Genomic DNA, 20466 nt, shown 5'->3' with positions numbered 1-20466 from the left:
CGGGCATACGGTGGCGGCATGGACGACAGCGGTGACCTGGCCCGGCTCGACCGGCGCGTCGCGGAGTGCCGGGCCTGCCCCCGGCTCGTCGAATGGCGTGAGGAGGTGGCCCGGACCAGGCGGGCCGCGTTCGCCGACTGGACCTACTGGGGACGGCCGGTGCCCGGCTTCGGCCCGGCCGACGCCCGACTCGTGATCGTCGGACTCGCCCCGGCGGCCCACGGCGGCAACCGCACCGGCCGCATGTTCACCGGTGACCGCTCCGGCGATGTGCTGTACCAGGCGCTCCACGACGTGGGCCTCGCCTCGCAGCCCACCTCCGTGCGGGCCGGGGACGGTCTGGAGCTGTACGGAGTCCGTGTCACCGCGCCCGTGCACTGCGCCCCGCCCGGCAACAGACCCACCCCCGGTGAGCGGGACACCTGCCGCCCCTGGCTGGTCCGGGAGCTGCGGCTGCTGCGGCCGACGCTCAGGGCCGCGGTCGTGCTCGGTGGCTTCGGCTGGCAGGCGGCGCTGCCCGCGTTCGCCGGGGCGGGCTGGCCGGTGCCCCGGCCGCGCCCCGCGTTCGCCCACGGCACCCGGGTCGCCCTCGGCGACCTGGACGTCTTCGGCTGTTTCCACGTCAGCCAGCGCAACACCTTCACCGGTCGGCTCACCGCCGAGATGCTGCGCGACGTGCTGCGCACCGCCGCGGCCGCGGCAGGGCTGCCGTAATGGCCCCGGCCTTCGGGCCCCGTCCGCGTGCCCCGGTCCCGCGCGTCCCGGCCCCGCCGTGACGAGCCCCCGGGATGCCGCGGGCAGTCGCTCCCGGGCCCTCCCGGGGTGCCGCCGGGAGGGCCCGGGGCTCAGGGCCGCCACACGTACCGCACGTCCGGTTCCCGTTCCTCGTTGCCGCTGCCGTCCGTGCGTTCCACGGCGACGAACCCGTGCCGTTCGTAGAAGCGGTGCGCGGCCTCGTTGACCTGGAAGGTCCACAGTGCCAGCCCCTGCGGACCGCGCTCCTTGGCGAGGGCGACGAACCGGTCCCCGATGCCGCGCCCCCGCCAGCCCGGATCCAGGTAGAGCTGGGACAGAAGACCGTCGTCCAGGACCATCACGCCGACGATCCCGCTACCGCCCGCCGTGTCCTCGGCGACCCAGGTCTCCCGCCGCGGCACCACCACGTCGCGGAAGTGGGCCCGTACCTCGTCGTCGGTGCGGGGCCGCACGACCGTGGGCAGGGCGGCGGTGAAGGACCGCAGCCAGACGTCGGCGGCCGCACCGGCGTCGGCCGCCACCGCCCGCCGCAGCACGATTCCGTCCCCGGACGTCATCGGTCCGCGCCCGCCTCCGGTACCACTGCCGTCGCCGTGATCTCCACCAGTTGCCCGGTGTAACCGAGGCAGGAGACCCCGAGCAGCGTCGACGCATGGGGTCCACGGCTCAGCCCCGACGCCTCGACGACCTCCCACACCGCGGACAGTACGGAGGGCTCGTCGCTGACGACGTACACCTCCGTCCGCAGCACGTGCTCCAGGCCGCTGCCGGCGGACCGCAGTTGTTCCGTCAGGTTGGCGATCACCTGCTCGGCCTGCCGCACCGGATCCCCCGGACCGACCACCTCACCCTTCTCGTCCAGCGGCACCGTCCCCGCCAGGAAGGCGAGCCCGGTGCCGGCCTCGACGACGGAGGCGTGGGAGTACGTGGGCGGCGGGAAGAGCGCATGGGACGTCACTCGCCGGATCATGGCGGCTCCTGGGGTGGTGGGTGGACAGCCTCCCGATCATCTGAGGATCACCCGGCCCCGCGCACCCGAATTTCCGCCGTGACGGCCGGGACGCCGCCGAGCGGCGTCTCCTCAGGCGGCGTCGCGGCCCCTGGGCGGCGGCCTCACGGCGTACGGGGCCGCGCATCCCGCACGCCCGTCACCGATGCCCCTGCCGCGCCGCCCGCCCGGTCCCGCCGGCCGACCCGCGACCGGGGCGTGCCCCTGGGGAAACCGGGGCGTGCTCCTGAGGAAAACGCCTGTTCCAGGCCGTTTCACCGCGCCGAAAAGCCGTCGTTTCCAGGAGACCGTGGCGCGGCGTCTATCCTGGGAACCGCACCTCACCGCGCCCGGCCACTGTCGTCCGAAGGCCCAACCCGCCCTAGTCCGGACAGGAGCTCCGTGTCGCGCCCCGCCGCACTGTCACCGCCACCCTGGCTCGCGCACGCCCTGCGTACTCAGCGCGGGCCCGTCCCGTGGAGCGCGCTGACCCGGGGCGCGCTCGCCGCCGGGCCGCTGCTGCTCGCCGCAATGCTCGCGGGCCGGACTCCGCTGGGCGTGCTCGCCGCCATCGCCGCGATGCTCGCCGGCATCAACGACCGGCCCGGGAGTAGGCGTGCCTCCGTCAAACGGCTCGGGGCGCCCGCGCTGGCCGGAGCCGCCGGACTGCTCGTGGGCACATATGCCGGGCAGCACCTGTCCGCGGTGCCGCTGACCCTGCTCCTCACCGTGCTCGGACTGGCCGCCGGCGGCATCAGCGCCGTCGGGCCGGTCGCCTCCGCAGCCGGCACCCAACTGCTCGTCACCGCCGCCGTCGGCGCCGGGACACCGGCGCCCGGCAACGGCTGGCAGCAGGGCCTGGCCTTCCTCGCCGGGGCTGGCTGGCTGCTCCTGCTGCGCCTCGCTCTGCCCACGCCCGGCTCGCTCGCCGGTGACTTCCGCTTCGACGGCGAGCGGACCGCGGTCGCCGACGTGTACGACGCCGTCGCCGCGCTGCTCGACGCCGCGGGCAGCGGGAGCGCCACGGCCCGGCGGGCCGCCCTCACCGCCGCCCTGGACCACGCCCAGGACGCCCTCACCGGCCCCCGGCTGCGCCGCCGCGCGAGCTCCGCCGCCGAGCGCCGGCTGCACGCCCAGTTCACCGCCGCGCTGCCCCTCGCCGAGGCCGCCACCGCCCTGGCCTGGGCGGGCGAGCCGGTCTCCGCCCGGGCGGCCGAGGGGCCCCGCCGGCTCGCCGCCGCGGTGCGCGGCAACACCGGCACCGGACCGCTGCCCGCCCCCAGTCGGTCGGCGCCCGCCCTGCGCGCCCTCGACGACGCCCTGCTGCGTGCCGCCGAGGCCTTCGACCGGACCGGGGAAGCCGAGCACCGGCCGCCCGCCCGGCGGCGGGGGCTACGCGACGCCGTCCGGGCCGCGTTCGGTACCGGTGGCCGGGAGTACGGGCTGCGTGTCGCCGTCTGCTTCGGGGCGAGCGCGGCCGTCGCCCAGGCACTGCACGACGCCCGCTGGTACGGGCAGCACCAGCACTGGTACTGGCTGCCCGCCACGGCCGTCTTCCTGGTCAAGCCGGACCTCGGGCCGCTCGCCTCCCGGGTGCTGTGCCGGGTCGCGGGGACCGTGCTGGGGGCCCTGGTGTTCGCCGGGTTCGCCGCGCTGCTGCCCCGGCCGGAGGGGCTGGTCGTCCTGGTGACGGTGTGCGGGGCGCTCGTCCCCCTGTCCACCCGGAACTTCGCCGCGCTGACCGCCGTCATCACCCCCCTGGTGCTCGCCCTGGTCATGATCGGCGGCGAGCCGCAGGCGTCGCTCAGCCGTATCGCCGAGACCCTGCTGGCCTGCGTGATCGTGCTGGTCGTCGGGCACCTGCCGATGTCCGGCAGGCGGGGCGGCGGGGTACGGGCCCGGCTCGACACCGCCGGGAGCGCCGCGCGTGCCTACCTGGCGCACGTCCTGAACGAGTCCGGTGACCGCGCGCAGCGGTGGGCGTTGCGCAGGGAGGCCTACCGCGCCCTCGCCGAGGCCCGTACCGCGATCGCGGTGTCCGCCGCCGAGCTGCCCGCCCTGGCCCGCCACACCGAGGGCACGGACACCGTCGCCGTCGTGCTGGAACGCCTGGTGGACACCACCACGGCCTGTGCGGTGCACCTCGACGACACCGGGCGGCTCACTCCTCGGCACACCGGGCTGCTGCGGGACCTGCTCGACGAGCTGGAGCGGCGTGAGGCGTGGACCGCGCCGCCCGCCGCCGCATAGCCCCCGCCCGGCAGGGACGGCACGGGCGGCAGGGGCGGCCCGGCCCGCACCGGGAGGGGCGGTCCGGGCGGAAAGGTCCTGACGCGCGGCCTCCAGTGCGCCGGGAGCCGCGGGAGCCGCCGGCCGTTGGAGGGCGGACCTCCAGGTGGCCGCCCGTGGGAAGAATCTTCGCGGACTTCGATGAGTTCCGCATCCGTCGGCGGTCACCAACCGGAAGCGAATTGACACAGACCGTAGGACAGGAGGACCCATGTCGCTACCGGAGATCGTCTCGCGTGAGCGGTGGCGCGCGGCGCGGGAGGCGTTGCTGCTCAAGGAGGAGGCGGTCCGCAGAGCGCTGGAGGTGCTGAGCGCCGAGCGGCGGCGGCTGCCCATGGTGGAGGTCGACCCGGAGTACGTGTTCGAGGGCGGTGACGGGAAGGCCACCCTGCTCGACCTCTTCGAGGGCCGGACCCAACTCGTGGTCCACCACTTCATGTTCGCTCCGGAGTGGCCGGCCGGCTGCCCCTGCTGCGCGGCCTTCCTCGACCAGGTCGGCCACCTCGCCCATCTGCACGCGCGCGACACCTCGTTCGCCGCCGTCTCCCGGGCGCCGTTCACCCGGATCCTGCCGTTCAAGGCGCGCATGGGCTGGGTGGTGCCCTGGTACTCCTCCTGTCACAGCGAGTTCGACCGCGACTTCGAGGCGACCGTGGAACGGGCCGGGGACCTCGTCGAACGGCCGGGGCTGAGCTGCTTCCTGCGGGACCGGGACCGGGTCTTCCACACCTACTCGGTCCACGACGGCGCTCTGGACGCGCTGGGCACCACCGCGGGCCTGCTCGCGCTGACCGCTCTGGGCCCCAATCCGCCGGGCGGCGACCGGCTCCGGTACCACGACGAGTACGGGGACTGACGGACCCATGGCCCCGAGGTGCGACGGCCACGACGACCGTTCGCGGGGCGAGGGGCACGACGGCCGGCGCGGGGCGAGGGGCTGACAGGGAAGGCACCGTACCGGTCCCCGGACGTACGGTTCGTGTCGCAAGGTGAACGGACTCTCACGGTCCGCGCCGAACCGGTGTCAACCATGTCTCAGTCGGGTCACCGGGCGAGGCGTTCACCCTCCTCGGAGCGTTGACTCATACGAGTACAACGCTCTCTGGAGGTGCGAGATGGTGAACGGGCGAACGGTGCTCCAACGGTTTCCCGCCGGTGGCCCGCGCGGATCGTGGCCCGCGGAGGAGTTCGCGCACGCGCGCCGGCTCGAGGGACTGCCCGCCGAGGTCGTGATGGACCTGGCGACGGACACGTTCCTGGTGATCGTGCCCGGCGGCGACGGCGCCGAGTGAGGCCGCTCAGGCCGGCTTGGGGGCGGGGACCCTGGCCGTGAACTGCTCGGCCTGCAGCGCGTACAGCTCCGCGTACACCCCGCCCCTGGTCAGCAGCTCGTCCGGGGTGCCCGACTCCACCAGCCGTCCGTGCTCCAGTACGTGGACCAGATCGGCGTGGCGGACCGAGGCCAGCCGGTGAGTGATCAGCACGACGGTCTGGCCGTTGCCCGCCAGCGCCCGGATCTTCTCGAACACCTCCAGTTCGGCCCGCGCGTCCAGCGCCGCAGTGGGTTCGTCCACGATCAGGATCCGGCCGCGACGGTAGGCGGCCCGGGCGATGCCGAGACGCTGCCACTGGCCGCCGGACAGCTCGTGGCCGCCGCTGAACTCGCGTGCGAGCAGGGTGTCCAGACCGCGCGGCAGCTCCGCGACCACGTCCTCGGCGCCCGCCTCGGCCAGCGCCGTGGCCAGACGTTCCTCGGTCAGGGAAGCGGAGGGCCGGCCGACGGCCACGTTCACCCGGGCCGTGAACGGCCAGCGCTTGAAGTCCTGCGCCACCATCGCGACGCGCTCGGCGAGCAGCCGCCGGTCGGCGTCCGCCGCGTCGACGCCGTCCCACAGGATGCGGCCCCGGTCCGGGGCGTAGAGCCCCGCGAGCAGCTTGACGAGGGTCGTCTTGCCCGAGCCGTTCTCCCCGACGAGCGCGATGATCCGGCCGATGGGGAAGGTGAGGGACACGTCGTCGAGGGCCGGGCGGGCCGCGTCACCCGGGTAACTGAACGTGACGTGCTCGAACCGGATCTCCTCGGGCTCCTCGGGCAGCGGGCTGCCGCCGGCCGGGATGGCCCGTTCGGCGCCCTCGGCGTAGAGCCGCTGCAGATCGCCCACGAACAGGGCCTGCTCGTGCAGCTCGTTGATCTGGAGTACCAGGGTGTCCAGGCTCCCCGCCCCGGTACGGATCGCGATCACGGCGGTGCCGGCCACCGCCAGCGCCATCGCGCCGGTCAGCAGCAGCGCGCCCAGGGTGACGTACGTCGCGACGGTCGCGAGACCCGTCCAGGCGGCCGCGATCAGGCCGGTCCGGGCGGCCAGCCGGGACAGCCGGGCCTGTTCGGCCTCCGCGGACTCCGACATGGACCGGTAGTGCCGCAGCAGGAACGGACCGACGCCGTGCACCCGGATCTCCGGGGCCGCCGCCGGTTCGGTGAGCAGGTGGCCGATCAGATGGCCGGCACGGGAGTGCTGTACCCAGACGTGGAAGGACTCGTAGCGGCGGCGGGCGTTGGTCAGGGCGCTCCAGGCGCTGGGCAGGGTCATGGTCACCAGCAGCGGAAGCAGCGCCGGATGCAGGACGGTGAGCACGCCGGCCGCGGCGACCAGGGAGATCACCGCGTTGATCACCCGGGCCCCGTACATGATCATGCGACGGGCGGACTGGGCGCCGTAGCGGGCGGTGTCCAGCAGTTTGTGGAAGGCGTGGTCCTCGATCGCGGCCAGCTCCACATTGGCCGCCCGCTCCAGGTAGAGCTCGGTCGCCACCCGTTCCACCTTGGGTTCCAGCCGTCCGGTGGCATGGGTGGAGGCCGCCCGCAGCAGCGCCGTGACCAGCATCATGGCGGCCACGACCGCCAGGGCGGGTACGGCGTCGCGCAGCCGCCGCTCGATGTCCGTCCCGGCCAGCAGCCTGCCGAGCGCGCTGTTCACGGCCAGCAGACTCACCGCCTGGGCCACGCCCCGGCCCGCCTCGGCGACCAGCACGGTCCGCGCGGCCGGCGGATCCGCCTGCCGGGCCAGCCGCAGGCTGGCGGCCAGCATGCCGGGCAGCCGGGCCACCATCGCCCGGAAACCCAGCTCCAGGAAGGCGTCGGCATGCTTGTTCCATCCCATGTCGTAGCGCAGCGCTCCGCCGAACAGCAGCCGCTCCGACGCAGAGACCTCCGGCCCCGCCGCCGCACGCCTCTTCCGCACCAGGAACCTCCCCCCGGGGCACCGTGAACCGCTCCCCGCTCCCCGCCAGGCCGTGGACCCTTGTCGGGCTCACCGTGCGGCCCGCCCGGGCCTCGGCCGGACGGGCACGGCCACTATCGCGGCCGGGCCGGTGCCGGGGCAGGGCGCGAGCGGGGGTGCCGGGGGCGCACGGGGAGCACGGGCGGGGGAGCGGCGGCTCGGGGAGCGGGGCGCGGTTGTGAGGGGCCCGCGGGGGCGGGTCGCCGAGCCCGGGCCGCGAGCCGCTTCGGGCCGCCGGCCGTGCCACGCCGCAGGTCGCGCCCGGTCACGCAGTGCGTCGGGCGGCCTGCCGCCTCACGCCGAGACGGCTCGGGACCAGTCCGGCGTCGTGCCGGTCACCCGGCACAGGGCCAGGTACAGGGGGATCGGCGGCGTGTAGGGGACGGTGCCCTCGGGGCGGTGGATCAGACGGGCGGTACCGGGGACGGGCGCGCCCAGGGCGTAGCGGGTGGGTGCCGGCCAGGGGAGGGCGTAGTCGGAATCCGAAGGAACGATCCACCACCAGTGGGCCCCGTCGGCGTACACGCAGCCCACCCGGGGCAGCCGCGGCAGGATCAGTGGTCCGAGGTGGTCCGGAACGGCCACGGCGTCGCAGCCGAGCGGGGCCGTCATGCCCTCCGGGACCGCTGGGCGGCGTCCCTGGGCCGGTACCTGCCGGTGGCGTCCGAGACGGACCAGGGTGTCCAGGCCGAGCCCTCGGCCGCACTCCTCCGCGGCGCTCACAGGCGTTCCCGGGTCCGGCGCCGCTGCGCCGGTGCCCGGTGCCGGGCCTGCGCCTCCTCGTCGTCGCCCGGGCCGGGCGGTGGCCCGCCGGGCTTGGGACGGGTGCCCCAGCCCAGGTCGTTGTGCGGTTCGGTGAGGTCGTGGGCCGCGTCGGTCTGGCGGGCCAGCTCGGCCCAGACCAGCAGCCCGGGCCCGTGTTCCTGGGCGCCCCAGGCCCGGCACATCGCGTCCACCAGGAGCAGTCCCCTGCCGTGTTCCTCGTCGGGCCGCTGCGGGGAGGGGTGGGGTTCGCCGGGTGCGCAGCCCTCGTCGTGCACGGCTATGCGCACCGTGTCGTCGTGGTCGTGCAGCTCGCACACGACACGGCTGCTCGCGGTGTGCACGATCGCGTTGGTGACGAGCTCGGATATGACCAGGGCCGCGGTGTCGCAGGTGTCCTCGCACACCGACCAGCCGGTCAGCCGGGCGCGCGCCAGACGTCTCGCCTGCGCCGGGGAACCCGGGTGCGCGGCCAGCTCGAAGCGGAACCGGCGCCCGGCGGCGCTCCCGTCACGGGCCGCCGCCTCACCCGCACTCGAACCTGCCCGAGCCGGGGAACACCCGTCGGCACCGAGACGCAGAGGGTCTGCGGCGGCGTCTGTTCCTAAGGGCGGGGACGGAATCACGCTTGCCACTATCTCCCCGGCGTGGACACTTGGCAAGTGTCACTCTGAAAAATGCAGAGTGTTGTGTGACCCGGTTGTCGGCCGTGGCACACTGCTCGCAACAGCACCTCGAACGGCGCCAATTGGGACCATCGGCGATCCAATGGATCTTCGAACGGGTCTTCGAATGGCGCCGTAGGGCTGTCAGGAATCCTTGTGCCGTGGCGGATCGTGTCGGAGGTGGAGCGTGAGCGAACCGCGGTCCGCGCCGACCGTGGGCCAGGTGGTCCTCGGCAGGCGCCTGCTGGACCTGCGGGAACGGGCCGGGCTGAAGCGTGAGGAGGCGGCCCGCGTCCTGCGCGTCGCCCCCGCCACCATCCGTCGGATGGAGATGGCCGAGGTCGCCCTCAAGATCCCGTACCTGCAACTGCTGCTGAAGGCCTACGGCGTTCCCGACGACGAGGCCGAACTCTTCGTCCAGCTAGCCGAGGAGGCCAACCGGCCGGGGTGGTGGCAGCGGTTCCACGACATCCTGCCGGGCTGGTTCTCGATGTACGTCAGTCTCGAGGGCGCGGCCGGCCTCATCCGCTCCTACGAGCCGCACTTCGTCCCGGGCCTGCTGCAGACCGAGGACTACGCACGCGGCGTGTTGAGATCGGGGGCCATCGGCCAGACCAGCCCCGACGACATCGAGCGCCATGTCGCGCTGCGCATGCGGCGCCAGAACCTGCTCACCCGCCCCGACGCCCCCCGTTTCTGGGCGGTGATGGACGAGACCGCTCTGCGTCGCCAGGTCGGCGGCCCCGAGGTGATGCGCGCGCAGATCGACAAGTTGCTCGAGGCCACGAAGCTGCCCAACGTGACGCTCCAGGTCGCCCCGTTCGCCAACGGGCCGCACCCGGGTACGTACGGGCCCTTCGTGCTCTTCCGGTTCGCCGTGCCCGAACTTCCGGACATGGTCTACAGCGAGTACCTGACCGGCGCGGTCTACCTGGACGCGCGCTCCGAGGTGGCGACCCACCTGGAGGTCATGGACCGCATGGCGGCGCAGGCCGCCACCGCACAACGCACGAAGGAGATCCTCCGGGATCTCCGCAAGGAGCTGTGAATGGACCGCATAACGCCGCGCAGTCACGTCTACAACGGCATGCCCGCGCGGGAGCTGGGCAGCGAGGGGTGGCACAAGCCCTGGAGCGGCGGCAACGGCGGGAACTGCCTGGAGGCGATGAAGCTCGCCGACGGCCGGATCGCCGTACGCCAGTCGACCGACCCGGACGGGCCGGCGCTGATCTACACCTCGGACGAGATGACCGCCTTCATCGAGGGCGCCAAGGCGGGGGTGGCCGACTTCCTGCTCTCCTGAACCGCTGATGACTATTGCTTGTCGCTCAACATCCTTCTTGCGAGATCGACTTGATTCCCCGGCACGTCGGACGCCCGCGGGCGGCGCATGACGGGGCAGACCCCGACGGCCGTCCGGATCGACGCCGGCAGACCGGGTCCGGTGCACAGGTGGGACCGGTGCCTCTGCGGTGGGGACAACCGCGCCGTCGGCCGGCGCATGGGCCGGCGCATGGGCCGGCGGATTGCGGCACTCGGCCCCCGCGTCCCGGTGGAGGCTCCCGTCAGCCGCCGCGTCGGCACGCGCGCGGCGGTGCGCCGCCGTCAGCCGTCAGCCGTCAGCCGTCAGCCGTCAGCCGGTGAGGCTAGGCGGTCATCGGCCGGTCGTACGCCGAAATCGGTGCCGGAAGACGTGAATCACCCGTCAGGTAGTGGTCGACGGCCGCAGCCACCGCCCGCCCCTCCGCTATCGCCCACACGATGAGCGACTGTCCGCGCGCCGCGTCCCCGGCGGCGAATACACCGGCGACGTTGGTGGCGAAGCCCTCGTCCCGGGCGATCGTGCCGCGTGACTGCATGGCGAGCCCCAGCTGCTCGACGAGCCCGTCCTCGCGGTCGGGCCCGGAGAAGCCGAGGGCCAGCAGTACGAGGTCGGCGGGCAGGGTGCGCCCCGTGCCCGGAACCGGCTGCCGCCGCTCGTCGACCTCGACCAGGTGCAGCGACCGGACGTGCCCGCCGTCGTCCCCGGCGAAACGGAGCGTCGACGCCGCGAACAGCCGGGCGTCGGCGTCCGCCGCCGGAGCCGTCCGCAGCTCCCGGGCCTCCTCGTGCGCGGCCGACAGCCGGTAGATCTTCGGGTACGTCGGCCAGGGCTCGCTGTCCTCGTCGCGCTCGGCACCGGGCTGTGCGTAGATGTCGAGCTGGCTCACGGACGCGGCACCCTCACGTACCGCGGTGCCCAGACAGTCGGCACCGGTGTCCCCACCGCCCACGATCACCACGTGCTTGCCGGCCGCGGACAGCGGCGAGACCTCCAGGTCGCCCGCGCACACCCGGTTGGCCAGCGGCAGGTACTCCATGGCCTGGTGTATCCCGCGCAACTCCCTTCCCGGCACCGGGAGTTCCCGCCAGGCCGTGGCACCCGTGGCGAGCACCACCGCGTCGTAGCGCGAACGAAGCTCGGCCGCCGGGACGTCCCGTCCGACCGCCGTCGACGTACGGAACTTCGTCCCCTCGGCCCGCATCTGCTCCAGCCGCAGCTCCAGATGCCGCTTCTCCATCTTGAACTCGGGGATGCCGTAGCGCATCAGGCCCCCGAGCCGGTCGTCCTTCTCGTACACCGCGACGGTGTGTCCGGCCCGGGTCAGTTGCTGCGCCGCGGCGAGCCCCGTCGGTCCCGACCCGATCACCGCGACGGTCCTGCCCGAGAGCCGTTCCGGAGGTCGTGGCGGGGTGAACCCGTCCGCCCAGGCCCGGTCGGCGATCGCGCACTCGACGTTCTTGATGGTGACCGCCGGCTGGTTGATCGCGAGCACGCATCCCGCCTCGCAGGGCGCCGGGCACAGCCGCCCGGTGAACTCGGGGAAGTTGTTCGTCGCGTGCAGCCGGTCGCTCGCCGCCCGCCAGTCCTCCCGGGAGACCAGGTCGTTCCACTCGGGGATGAGGTTTCCCAGCGGGCAGGCCTGGTGGCAGAACGGGACACCGCAGTCCATGCAGCGGTCCGCCTGCTTGCTGATGATGGGCAGCAGCGCCCCGGGGACGTAGACCTCGTCCCAGTCCCGGACCCGTTCCTCGACCGGCCGCCGCGGCCACTCCTGCCGTGGCGTCGTCATGAACCCCTTGGGATCGGCCATGGTCGTGTTCCTCGCGTACGTGTACCCGCGGTACTGGGTGTACGACGGGCCGTGCGTCATCGGGCGGCACCCTTCCGGCCACGATACGTCCCCGCCCGGACCCGCGCAGAGCGGCGGACAGCGCTTTCTCATGGGCCTTCCCCGGCAGGAGACGGGCTGCCTCCCCGCGGTGCCCGGAGCGAGTGGGCGCCGGCCCCCGGAGCCTCAGCCGACTTCGGCGGTCCCGGCCCATCCCCGCAGCACACCGGCCACCGTCGCCGCGATCCGCCGCCGTGCCTCGTACCTCGGCACACCGCTCATCAGCAGCCGGTCGTACGGAGTGTCCGCATGGCGTACGGCGGCCATGACCGCCGAGGTCACCGCCCCTTCCGTCAGCGCGCGCCCGGCCGCGCTGCGCCCCACCCTGCCGCTGCCCCTCGCCGACGCGTGCGCCGCGATCGCCCATGCCCGTTCGGCCGGGCAGCCCGGAAACAGACGCACGATCTCCGCCGCGAACGCCGCCGCGAACCGCTCGTCCTCCGCCGCCCTGCGCCGGGCGTCCCTGGCCCGCCGCAGGCGTCGTGCCTCCGCGTCCGCCAGACAGCGTTCCTCGGCCCGGGCCAGTGCCCGCTCCTCCACGAGCAGGCCCTGCCTTTCGTACCGGCCCCGGCGCCGGTCGAACCGCACCACCACCGCCCACAGCTCGCTCTCCTCCCGCGCTCTTCGCGTCAGGGCCGTGTCACCGCGCGGCAGGAAGACCAGGTGTCCGAGGTCGACGCAGTCCAGACAGCGTGGTGCCCCACCCTCCAGTACGAGCAGCGACAGCGGACCACGCCGGCACCCGGCACAGTGCTTGCGCCGCAGGGGCTGGACCACGACAAGGCCGCCCGGGACCGGGGGAGTTGCGGATGCCGCCATGGGTGGTGCCTTCCCCGTCCCGGCCCTCCCCTCCCGCGCCGCCGGCCCGCACCCGGCATCATGGGCCCGTGCGACTCGAAGCGATCACCTGGGACCGGCTCGCCGAGCGGCTCGCCGACCGGCTGCTCGACCTGGAGCCGGCCGGCGGTGGCGCCTGGACGCGTACCGGCTTCGACGGAGCACCGGCCGCCCGTCCCGGTGACCTCGCCGACCGGGTGGCCCAGGCGCTGCGCGTGCGCGGGCGGCCCTCGCTCGTCGTCGGCGCGGAGGGCTTCCTGCGCCCGGCGTCCCTCCGGCTGGAGCACGGCCGCCGCGACACCGAGTCGTACTACAGCGGCTGGTTCGACACCGGCGCCCTGTGGCGTGAGGTCCTCGGCCCGCTCGACCCCGGCGGCAGCGGCCGCGTCCTGCCCGACCTGTGGGACCCGGTCACCGACCGTGCCACCCGCAGCCCGTACGTCCAGCTCCCGCCCGGCGGCGTCCTGCTGCTGCACGGCCCGCTCCTGCTGCGCCACTGGTTCCCGTTCGACCTGACCGTCCACGTCCTCCTCTCCCCGGGCGCCCTGCGTCGCCGCACCCCGGAGTCCGACCACTGGACCCTGCCCGCGTTCGAGCGCTACGCGGCCGAGGCCGCGCCCGCCGACACCGCCGACGTCCTCGTGCGCGCCGACGACCCCGGACATCCCGCATGGCACGGCTGAACCGGACGGCCCGCCGCCCATCCCCGTACGTGAAGGGCCGTGACCTTCCGCCTGCCCGGGTCAGAGCCAGCCGTTGCGCCTGAAGCCCCGGTACAGCACGAGACAGGCCATCGCCATCACGCCCATGACCAGCGGATATCCGAACCGCCAGTGCAGCTCGGGCATGTGGTCGAAGTTCATGCCGTAGACCCCGCACACCATCGTCGGCACGGCGACCACCGCCGCCCAGGCCGTGATCTTCCGCATGTCCTCGTTCTGGGCGACCGTCACCTGCGCGAGGTGCGCCTGCAGAATCGAGTTGAGCAGTTCGTCGAACGCGGCTATCTGATCCCTGGCCCGCATCAAGTGGTCGGCCACGTCCCGGAAGTACGCCTGTATCTCCGGGGCGATCACCCTGATCGGCCGGGTCGCCAGGTCCTCGACCGGACGTCCGAGCGGCACCACCGCGCGCTTCAGTTCCAGCAGTTCACGCTTGAGCTGGTAGATGCGTCCCGGGTCGGCCCGGGCGCCGCCCTCCGAGAACACGTCCGTCTCCACCTGCTCGATGTCCGCCTGCACCGCGTCCGTCACGCTCAGATACTCGTCGACGACATGGTCGGCGATCGCGTGCAGCACCGCCGCCGGCCCCTTGGCGAGCTGCTCCGGATCAGCCTCCAACTCCTCGCGCAGCGGCCCCAGCGACCCGTGCCGGCCGTGCCGTACCGTGATGACGAACTCCTCACCGACGAACACCATGATCTCTCCGGTGCCGACCACCTCGCTCGTCGCCGTCAACTGCTCGTGCTCCACGTAGCAGACGGTCTTGAACACCGTGAACAGGGTCTCCGCGTACCGCTCCAGCTTCGGGCGCTGATGGGCCTCCACCGCGTCCTCCACCGCCAGCGGATGCAGGTCGAAAAGCCGGGCGAGGTCGCTGAACTCGCCGTCCGTCGGCTCGTGCAGCCCCAGCCAGACGAACCCCTCGCCGCTCTTGCGCACCTTGGCCACGGCATCCACCAGATCCGAGCACCCCGGCACCCGGACCCCGTCCTGATACGTCACGCAGTTCACCACCGACGAACCCAGCGGAGACCGGGCGGGATGGCTCAGGTCCACGCGCGGCCGCCGCCGTGCCAGCCGCGCCACCTTGCGCAGCCCGCCGGCCCTGCCCAGTCCGGTGACCTTCCGCAGATTCCCCGCCATCGACATCTGGATCTCCTCGCGTGGATCTCCTCGCACAACGCTTTCGCGCCCTGCCCGGCAAGTGTGCCAGCCCCGGGAAATGTCCGGGCGGGCCTGTGGGAACAGCCACTTCCGCTTTCCACCCGCCTGTGGACAGCGCCTGTTCCCGCCTACCCTTCCCCCCGAGTGCGATGCCCGCGCCATGACATCGTCCGACGGCTGTCTCCCGGACGACCGGCAGGACGAGGCGGAGGTCACTGCGGCCCGGGGGGCGCCTATTGATCGAGGACGCCGCCCCGGCCCTCCACCCGCTGCCCTGTCCCGACGGCACGGCCCCGAGCAGCGTCTCGCCGACCGGCTGCGGAGCGGCTTCCGCAGCCTGGCCGCCGAGCGGGGCGCCGACCTGTCGTACGGCCGCAGGCCGCCCGCGCCTGCCGCGTGAGGCAGGACTGCACGAGGTCGGGGCCGACGCCTGCTTCCTCCTCACCTCACCGGCCTGCACCGCCCCGGAGTCCGCCACGGTCCGTCAGATCCGGGGCCGGCTGGTCGCCGCGGGTCTCGCCACCGACGAGGACATCGACCGGCACCCGGCCAACGTGCGGGCGGGCGACACGGACCCGGCCACCGCACCGATGATCTCCGCGTGGGGACGCAGGGCCCGGCCAGGTGCCTGTTGCGGAAGTCCCGCCCGCCCCGTGACCGGACGACGGGACTCTCACACCCCTCCCTGGCCGGGCGCCGGGCGTCCTGCCCCGGTGCGGTCGGAACGACCCGGTCAGCCGGGTGGGGGCGGGCCGCCGGAGTCCCGGTGCGGCGGTCTGCCGCCCACCCTCCGCACCGCCAGCGCGCCCGCCCCGCAGCCGCTGGCCGCCGCCTCCGCCGGAGCCGCGCCCGCCAGCAGGGCGGCCAGGAACGCGCCGGTGAAGGCGTCGCCCGCGCCCGTCGTGTCCACCGGATCGGCGGGCACGGCCGGAATCCGGTCCACCAGGATCCCCGAACGCGCCACCAGCGCCCCGTCCGCACCCGACTTGGCGGCCACCAGCGGGACCAGACGACTCAACTCGGCGGCCGCCTCACCCGGCTCGGTCAGCCCCGTCAGCAGGCACGCCTCGTCACGGCTGGGCAGCAGCACGTCGACCCCCTGCGCGAAGGCCAGGAAGCGGTCGACTCCGAAACGCTCCAGGAAGCCCGCCGACGCCGGATCCAGACTGACCGGCACGCCACGCGCGCGTGCCGCGGCAAGAGCCACCCGGGCGAGCGCACGGCTCCGCTCCGAGAACAGCAGGTAGCCCGACAGATGCAACCGGGCGACCCCCTCGAGCAGGGCGTCGCTCCAGTCGGCCGGTGCCAGCCGCAGCGACGCACCGCTGTCCGTGAGGAACGTGCGCTCGGCCGACGCGCCGTTGTCGACGAGGCAGATCACCGTTCCGGTCGCTGCCTCCCCGTCGATCACCAGCAGGGGCCGCACTCCGGCCCCCACCAGCTCCCGCTCGTGCCACCGTGCCGCATCCGCGCCCACCCGGCCCAGCAGCCGCACGTCCGCACAGCCCGTGTGCGCCGCCCAGCAGGCCACGTTGGCGCCCGCGCCGCCCGGCAGGGCCCTGATCGCGGCGGCCGTGTCGGTACCGGCCGCGAGCGGCCCCCGGTGCCGGGCGACGACGTCGGTGACGACATCCCCGACGACCAGCAGCGCTCCGCCCCCGCCGGAGCTCACCCCCTGGCCCACGCCGTGGCGATCCGTGCCGCCAGCCGCACGTTGCCGCGCACCGCCGCCAGGTTGGCGTTCAGCGAGGCCCCGTCCGTGTGCCGGACCAGGTAGTCCAGGAGGAAGGGCGTCACCCCCTGCCCGGTGACCCCGTCCTCCTCGCAGGCGCGCAGCGCTTCGGCGAGCACGCGCGCGTGCAGTTCGGGATCGAGCTGCTCGTCCCGCGGGACGGGATTCGCGACGATCAGTGCGGAATCCGGTGTGTCGAGCGCGTCCTGCGCTCGCATGACCCCCGCGACCTCCTCGGGGTCATCCAGGGTCCAGTCGACCGGATGCCCGGAGTCGGACAGGTAGAAGCCGGGGAACCGGTCGGTGCGGTACCCGGCGACGGCCACGCCCAGCGTCTCCAGCCGCTGCAGGGTCGCCGGCACGTCCAGGATCGACTTCACCCCCGCGCACACCACCGTGATCCGGGTCCTCGCCAGCAGACCCAGGTCGGCCGACTCGTCCTGGGTCACCGTCCACTGCCGGTGCACACCGCCGAGCCCGCCCGTGGCGAACACCCGCACGCCCGCCAGCGCAGCGAGCTGCGCCGTCGCCGACACCGTGGTCGCCCCGCCCGCGCCCGCGGCCACGGCGAGGGCCAGGTCGCGATGGCCCAGCTTGCGGATGCCGTCCTCGTTCGCGACCCGCTCCAACTGCCCCTTGTCCAGGCCGACACGAGGCCGGCCGTCCAGCACGGCGACGGTAGCGGGAACAGCGCCCTCCCGCCGCACCGTGTCCTCCAGTTCCAGCGCCACCGCCAGATTGCGCGGACGCGGCAGCCCGTGCGCGATGATCGTGGACTCCAGCGCCACCACCGGCCGCCGGGCGTCGAGCGCGTCCCGGACCTCTTCCGACACCACCAGCACCACGTGCCCGCCTCCTGTCCGTCGGTCCCCTCCTCATCCCTGGCGGGCGCCGGACCCGGATAAACGCTTGCGGCCTGTGGGGGACACCACCAGCCTGGGCCGCATGACCGACCACACCGCCCGTCTCGACCATGTCGTCCTGTGGGTCGCCGACCCCGTAGCGGCCGCCGCCTTCTACGAGAACGCCGTCGGCCTCGAGCCCCTGAGGCTCGCCGAGTACACCGACGGAAAGGTGTCCTTCCCCTCCGTACGCGTCAACGAGGAGACGATCCTCGACCTCGCGCCGCGGTCCCTCGCGGCACGCATGAACATGCTCCCCGGCGCGGCGGACAGCGCCGGCCACCCCGTCAACCACGTCTGCCTGTCCCTGCCGTCCGCCGGATTCGACGCCCTGCGCGCCCGTCTGGACCAGCGGGCCGTCCCCCTGACCGACGTCGGGTACGGTTCCTTCGGCGCCCGGGGTGAGGCCACGCGCAGCTTCTACTTCCAGGACCCCGACGGCAATGTCGTCGAGGTCCGGCACTACGACTAGCCCTGGCCCGGTCAGAACAGCGGCTCGGGCAGCACGCCCTCCAGCGCGAGCAGCTTCCGCTTGGTCTCCAGCCCACCCCCGAAGCCGCCGATGCCCCCGTCGCTCTCCACCACCCGGTGGCACGGCACGACGACCGGCAGCGGGTTGGCGCCCATCGCCGCGCCCACCGCCTGCGCCCCGCCGGGCTGCCCGACCCGCCCCGCCAGATCCCCGTAGCCGACCACCGTGCCGTACGGCACGGAGGAAGCCAGTTCGCGCAGCACCTGCCGGTTGAAGCCGGAGATCAGCGACCAGTCCAGGGGCAGGTCGAAATCGTGCCGAGTGCCGGCGAAATACGCCTCGAGCTGCCGTATCGCCTCCGCCGCAAGCTGCGACCTCGGATCCTCGACGGGTTCGGCGCCCAGCCGGGCGGCCAGCCGTTCCAGAGCCCGTTCACGCACCCGATCCGTGGCATGGAAGACGACGTTGACCAGTCCCTTGCCGGTCGCCGCCAGCATCAGTGGACCGATGCCGGTGTCCACGACGGCCCACACGACCCGCTGCCCGTCCTGCCCATGACTGTCCATGCGGCCACGGTACGACCCGGCACCGACAACGCCCCCGCTCGCCGGGCCCCGGTCAGCCCGTGCTCAGGGCCGCCCGGACCACGTCCGGCCTGTTGGTGATGATGCCGACGACGCCGTAGCGCGCGACCTTCCGGGCGGTGGCGGCGTCGTCCACCGTCCAGGCGCACACCCCGAGCGGCCGGCCGTGCGGCCCGCGGAAGGCGCGCAGGGCGGCCACGTAGCTCCGGGAGATCGACCCGTACGAGGGATTGATCAGGTCGGTGAAGCGCGCGTACCGCTGAAGCTCGGCGAGGGACGGCCTGCCGAGATAGGCGGTGGTGAGCGCCGGCTTCAGCGCGTGCACGGCGCGCACGCTGTCCGCGCTGAAGCTCTGCACCACGAGCCGGCCGAGGTGCGCCCGGTCCAGCCAGCCCTCGTTGCCGAGCAGCGTCATGGTCTGCCGTTCAATGCCCGGGTACAGCTCGGGGTTCTTGATCTCCAGGAGCAGCTTCTCGTGATTGTGCTCCACCCGTCGCACGTACTGCTTCAGGGTCGGCACGCGCGTGCCCGCGTACGCGGGCGAGAACCAGCGGCCCGCGTCCAGCCGGGCGATCTCCGCGGCGGTGAAGTCCTTCACCTTCCAGGGCGCCCGGCCGGGGAAGACGTCCGCCACGTTCGTGGTGCGCCGCAGACTGTCGTCGTGGATCACCACCAGTTCGCCGTCCTTGGTGCGCTGGACGTCGTTCTCCACCCAGGAGAACCCGAGCCCCGCCGCCTTGTCGATGGACGCCAGGGTGTTCTCGGGCGCGTAGGCCGAGGCGCCGCGGTGGGCGACCACCACGGGCCCGTGGACCCGATCCGCCCGGGCGTCGCCCACGGTCCCGCGGACCTCGCCCGCCCGGGCGTCGGACGTAGGGGTCGGCAGCACCGCCGCCCCCAGGATCGCGGTGGCAGTGGCGGCGATCGCGCGCGCGTGCATGAACCGACTCCTCTCGTCCCGCGAATACCGACAGCATCAGAGTGGCAGCAGAGAGTCAACGGCACTCGGGCGCGGAACGGCCACGCCGTGAACGCATGCGGTCAACTCCGCTCACCGGGGCCGCACATCCGGGGCAAGGGCGTGTTTCTTTGCCGGAAAATCGTTCGACCATTCCGGTGCGGGTCATACTCTCTGCGTCAACCCTGACCGCCCGTGCGGTTCTGGGACGGGGGCGCAGTTCGGATATTCCGGGACGCAACAGGGCGGAAGGGCTGCCGCGCATGCAGGGCACGGTCGACGAATTCAGCTACGGGGTGGTCACCCCGCTGGTGGCCTATGCCATGGCCTGCCTCGGCGGCTCTCTCGGGCTGCGCTGCACCACCCGCGCCCTGCAGGTCACACGGTCGCGACGGCCCGCCTGGCTGGCCCTCGGCTCGGCCGCGATCGGATCCGGCATCTGGACCATGCACTTCGTCGCGATGACGGGCTTCCGCATCGAGGGGGCGCCCATCCAATACGACCAGCCCATCACCTACGCGAGCCTCGGCCTGGCCATCGTGATGGTCGGCGTGGGGCTGTTCATCGTCGGCTACCGGGGGGCCGACGGCACCGCCCTGTTCACCGGTGGCACGATCACCGGTCTGGGCGTCGCCTCGATGCACTACCTCGGCATGGCGGGCATGCGCTTCGACGGACGGTTCAGCTACGACACGGCCACCGTGGCGGCCTCCGTCGTCATCGCGGTCGTGGCCGCCACCGCCGCCCTGTGGGCGGCCGGACGCGTCCGGGGCCTGCTGTGGAGCGTCGGCGCGAGCCTCGTGATGGGGCTCGCAGTCACCGGCATGCACTACACCGGAATGGCCGCCCTGGACGTCCACCTGCACAGTGCCTCCGCTTCCGCCGGCGGCGGGCCGACGGCCTCCGTGCTGGTGCCGATGCTGATCGGGCCGCTCGCCTTCCTGCTGCTGGCCGGTGCCGTGATGATGTTCGACCCGTTGATGGTCATGGGCCGGCCCGCCCCGGCCCCGGTGGAGGACAAACCGGGCGTCCCGGCCGCGGCCGTCGCCTCCCACCTGGCCCGCCGCACACAGCGCTCCCCGGTCCGCCGCCCGGCCGACCGACCGCGGCAGCACGCCTCCCGGACCCCGTAGAGCCGCTGA

21 protein-coding genes and 1 pseudogene are annotated in these 20466 nt (G+C 73.6%); 10 read left to right on the top strand and 12 right to left on the bottom strand.

Annotated features, from left to right (window positions below):
• The first annotated feature begins 18 nt into the window (after window positions 1-18).
• Window positions 19-714, top strand: a complete 696-nt coding sequence (locus MXD57_RS12600; protein ID WP_250401457.1) for a uracil-DNA glycosylase — start codon at window positions 19-21, stop codon at window positions 712-714.
• Between the two features lie 131 nt (window positions 715-845).
• Here MXD57_RS12600 and MXD57_RS12595 read toward each other — a convergent pair whose 3' ends face one another.
• Window positions 846-1313, bottom strand: a complete 468-nt coding sequence (locus tag MXD57_RS12595) for a GNAT family N-acetyltransferase (protein ID WP_250401456.1) — start codon at window positions 1311-1313, stop codon at window positions 846-848.
• Window positions 1310-1726, bottom strand: a complete 417-nt coding sequence (locus MXD57_RS12590) for a RidA family protein (protein ID WP_250401455.1) — start codon at window positions 1724-1726, stop codon at window positions 1310-1312. Before MXD57_RS12590 ends, MXD57_RS12595 begins: the two co-directional genes overlap by 4 nt.
• Before the next feature lie 420 nt (window positions 1727-2146).
• Between MXD57_RS12590 and MXD57_RS12585 the strand changes: the two genes are divergently transcribed.
• From MXD57_RS12585 to MXD57_RS12575, 3 genes are all read left to right on the top strand, one after another.
• A complete protein-coding gene (locus MXD57_RS12585) occupies window positions 2147-3994 on the top strand; it encodes an FUSC family protein (protein WP_250401454.1) in 1848 nt (615 codons plus the stop codon).
• A gap of 250 nt (window positions 3995-4244) precedes the next feature.
• Window positions 4245-4889: a DUF899 domain-containing protein gene (locus MXD57_RS12580; protein ID WP_250401453.1), complete on the top strand. Its 645-nt coding sequence runs from the start codon at window positions 4245-4247 to the stop codon at window positions 4887-4889.
• 259 nt (window positions 4890-5148) lie between these two features.
• The gene (locus tag MXD57_RS12575) at window positions 5149-5325 is read left to right on the top strand and encodes a hypothetical protein (RefSeq protein WP_250401452.1); all 177 of its coding nucleotides are present in this window, start codon (window positions 5149-5151) and stop codon (window positions 5323-5325) included.
• A 6-nt stretch (window positions 5326-5331) separates the two neighbouring features.
• Here MXD57_RS12575 and MXD57_RS12570 read toward each other — a convergent pair whose 3' ends face one another.
• From MXD57_RS12570 to MXD57_RS12560, 3 genes are all read right to left on the bottom strand, one after another.
• Window positions 5332-7194 (bottom strand): ABC transporter ATP-binding protein, encoded by a 1863-nt coding sequence (locus tag MXD57_RS12570; protein WP_250401542.1) that lies wholly within the window; start codon window positions 7192-7194, stop codon window positions 5332-5334.
• Window positions 7195-7608: 414 nt separating this feature from the next.
• Window positions 7609-8037 (bottom strand): hypothetical protein, encoded by a 429-nt coding sequence (locus tag MXD57_RS12565; protein ID WP_250401451.1) that lies wholly within the window; start codon window positions 8035-8037, stop codon window positions 7609-7611.
• Window positions 8034-8738 (bottom strand): ATP-binding protein, encoded by a 705-nt coding sequence (locus tag MXD57_RS12560; protein WP_284505461.1) that lies wholly within the window; start codon window positions 8736-8738, stop codon window positions 8034-8036. Before MXD57_RS12560 ends, MXD57_RS12565 begins: the two co-directional genes overlap by 4 nt.
• A gap of 190 nt (window positions 8739-8928) precedes the next feature.
• Here MXD57_RS12560 and MXD57_RS12555 point away from each other — a divergent pair, with 190 nt between their 5' ends.
• Together MXD57_RS12555 and MXD57_RS12550 are read left to right on the top strand one after the other, a co-directional pair.
• Entirely contained in the window at window positions 8929-9789 is an 861-nt protein-coding gene (locus MXD57_RS12555; protein WP_250401449.1) for a helix-turn-helix domain-containing protein, read from the top strand.
• A complete protein-coding gene (locus tag MXD57_RS12550; RefSeq protein WP_250401448.1) occupies window positions 9790-10044 on the top strand; it encodes a DUF397 domain-containing protein in 255 nt (84 codons plus the stop codon).
• Between the two features lie 343 nt (window positions 10045-10387).
• Here the strand turns inward: MXD57_RS12550 and MXD57_RS12545 are convergent, their stop codons facing one another.
• Window positions 10388-11875: a glutamate synthase subunit beta gene (locus tag MXD57_RS12545; RefSeq protein WP_250401541.1), complete on the bottom strand. Its 1488-nt coding sequence runs from the start codon at window positions 11873-11875 to the stop codon at window positions 10388-10390.
• Between the two features lie 204 nt (window positions 11876-12079).
• Entirely contained in the window at window positions 12080-12772 is a 693-nt protein-coding gene (locus tag MXD57_RS12540) for a DUF2293 domain-containing protein (protein WP_250401447.1), read from the bottom strand.
• A gap of 68 nt (window positions 12773-12840) precedes the next feature.
• Between MXD57_RS12540 and MXD57_RS12535 the strand changes: the two genes are divergently transcribed.
• A complete protein-coding gene (locus tag MXD57_RS12535) occupies window positions 12841-13473 on the top strand; it encodes a uridine kinase (protein ID WP_250401446.1) in 633 nt (210 codons plus the stop codon).
• 60 nt (window positions 13474-13533) lie between these two features.
• Here MXD57_RS12535 and corA read toward each other — a convergent pair whose 3' ends face one another.
• The gene (gene corA / locus MXD57_RS12530) at window positions 13534-14661 is read right to left on the bottom strand and encodes a magnesium/cobalt transporter CorA (RefSeq protein WP_250401445.1); all 1128 of its coding nucleotides are present in this window, start codon (window positions 14659-14661) and stop codon (window positions 13534-13536) included.
• Window positions 14662-14885: 224 nt separating this feature from the next.
• On the opposite strand from corA, the pseudogene MXD57_RS12525 reads away from it, so the two are divergent.
• A pseudogene (locus MXD57_RS12525) lies at window positions 14886-15290 on the top strand (SAM-dependent methyltransferase); the annotation flags it as partial.
• A 119-nt stretch (window positions 15291-15409) separates the two neighbouring features.
• Here the strand turns inward: MXD57_RS12525 and MXD57_RS12520 are convergent.
• Together MXD57_RS12520 and MXD57_RS12515 are read right to left on the bottom strand one after the other, a co-directional pair.
• Window positions 15410-16360 carry a carbohydrate kinase family protein gene (locus tag MXD57_RS12520; protein ID WP_250401444.1) on the bottom strand — a complete coding sequence of 317 codons (951 nt, stop codon included), beginning with the start codon at window positions 16358-16360 and terminating at the stop codon, window positions 15410-15412.
• Window positions 16345-17253 (bottom strand): pseudouridine-5'-phosphate glycosidase, encoded by a 909-nt coding sequence (locus MXD57_RS12515; RefSeq protein WP_250401443.1) that lies wholly within the window; start codon window positions 17251-17253, stop codon window positions 16345-16347. The genes MXD57_RS12520 and MXD57_RS12515 overlap by 16 nt, the downstream gene beginning before the upstream one ends.
• 100 nt (window positions 17254-17353) lie before the next feature.
• Between MXD57_RS12515 and MXD57_RS12510 the strand changes: the two genes are divergently transcribed.
• The gene (locus tag MXD57_RS12510; RefSeq protein ID WP_250401442.1) at window positions 17354-17782 is read left to right on the top strand and encodes a VOC family protein; all 429 of its coding nucleotides are present in this window, start codon (window positions 17354-17356) and stop codon (window positions 17780-17782) included.
• A gap of 11 nt (window positions 17783-17793) precedes the next feature.
• Here the strand turns inward: MXD57_RS12510 and MXD57_RS12505 are convergent, their stop codons facing one another.
• Window positions 17794-18348: a methylated-DNA--[protein]-cysteine S-methyltransferase gene (locus MXD57_RS12505; protein WP_250401441.1), complete on the bottom strand. Its 555-nt coding sequence runs from the start codon at window positions 18346-18348 to the stop codon at window positions 17794-17796.
• Between the two features lie 52 nt (window positions 18349-18400).
• Complete coding sequence (locus tag MXD57_RS12500) at window positions 18401-19306, bottom strand: glycerophosphodiester phosphodiesterase (RefSeq protein WP_250401440.1); 906 nt, start codon at window positions 19304-19306, stop codon at window positions 18401-18403.
• A gap of 281 nt (window positions 19307-19587) precedes the next feature.
• On the opposite strand from MXD57_RS12500, the gene MXD57_RS12495 reads away from it, so the two are divergent.
• Window positions 19588-20457 (top strand): MHYT domain-containing protein, encoded by an 870-nt coding sequence (locus tag MXD57_RS12495; protein ID WP_250401439.1) that lies wholly within the window; start codon window positions 19588-19590, stop codon window positions 20455-20457.
• The last annotated feature ends 9 nt before the right edge of the window (window positions 20458-20466 follow it).

The organism is Streptomyces cellostaticus, assembly GCF_023630175.1.
Classification (GTDB): domain Bacteria; phylum Actinomycetota; class Actinomycetes; order Streptomycetales; family Streptomycetaceae; genus Streptomyces; species Streptomyces cellostaticus_A.
The sequence above is the reverse complement of the archived record's forward strand: the minus strand, read 5'-3'. Positions and strand labels throughout refer to the sequence as shown.

Coding starts and splice junctions, on each gene's coding strand:
- MXD57_RS12600 (WP_250401457.1), top strand. CDS start 19: ATGGACGACAGCGGTGACCTGGCCCGGCTCGACCGGCGCGTCGCGGAG.
- MXD57_RS12595 (WP_250401456.1), bottom strand. CDS start 1,313: ATGACGTCCGGGGACGGAATCGTGCTGCGGCGGGCGGTGGCGGCCGAC.
- MXD57_RS12590 (WP_250401455.1), bottom strand. CDS start 1,726: ATGATCCGGCGAGTGACGTCCCATGCGCTCTTCCCGCCGCCCACGTAC.
- MXD57_RS12580 (WP_250401453.1), top strand. CDS start 4,245: ATGTCGCTACCGGAGATCGTCTCGCGTGAGCGGTGGCGCGCGGCGCGG.
- MXD57_RS12575 (WP_250401452.1), top strand. CDS start 5,149: ATGGTGAACGGGCGAACGGTGCTCCAACGGTTTCCCGCCGGTGGCCCG.
- MXD57_RS12570 (WP_250401542.1), bottom strand. CDS start 7,194: ATGGGATGGAACAAGCATGCCGACGCCTTCCTGGAGCTGGGTTTCCGG.
- MXD57_RS12550 (WP_250401448.1), top strand. CDS start 9,790: ATGGACCGCATAACGCCGCGCAGTCACGTCTACAACGGCATGCCCGCG.
- MXD57_RS12545 (WP_250401541.1), bottom strand. CDS start 11,875: ATGGCCGATCCCAAGGGGTTCATGACGACGCCACGGCAGGAGTGGCCG.
- MXD57_RS12540 (WP_250401447.1), bottom strand. CDS start 12,772: ATGGCGGCATCCGCAACTCCCCCGGTCCCGGGCGGCCTTGTCGTGGTC.
- corA (WP_250401445.1), bottom strand. CDS start 14,661: ATGTCGATGGCGGGGAATCTGCGGAAGGTCACCGGACTGGGCAGGGCC.
- MXD57_RS12510 (WP_250401442.1), top strand. CDS start 17,354: ATGACCGACCACACCGCCCGTCTCGACCATGTCGTCCTGTGGGTCGCC.
- MXD57_RS12505 (WP_250401441.1), bottom strand. CDS start 18,348: ATGGACAGTCATGGGCAGGACGGGCAGCGGGTCGTGTGGGCCGTCGTG.
- MXD57_RS12500 (WP_250401440.1), bottom strand. CDS start 19,306: ATGCACGCGCGCGCGATCGCCGCCACTGCCACCGCGATCCTGGGGGCG.
- MXD57_RS12495 (WP_250401439.1), top strand. CDS start 19,588: ATGCAGGGCACGGTCGACGAATTCAGCTACGGGGTGGTCACCCCGCTG.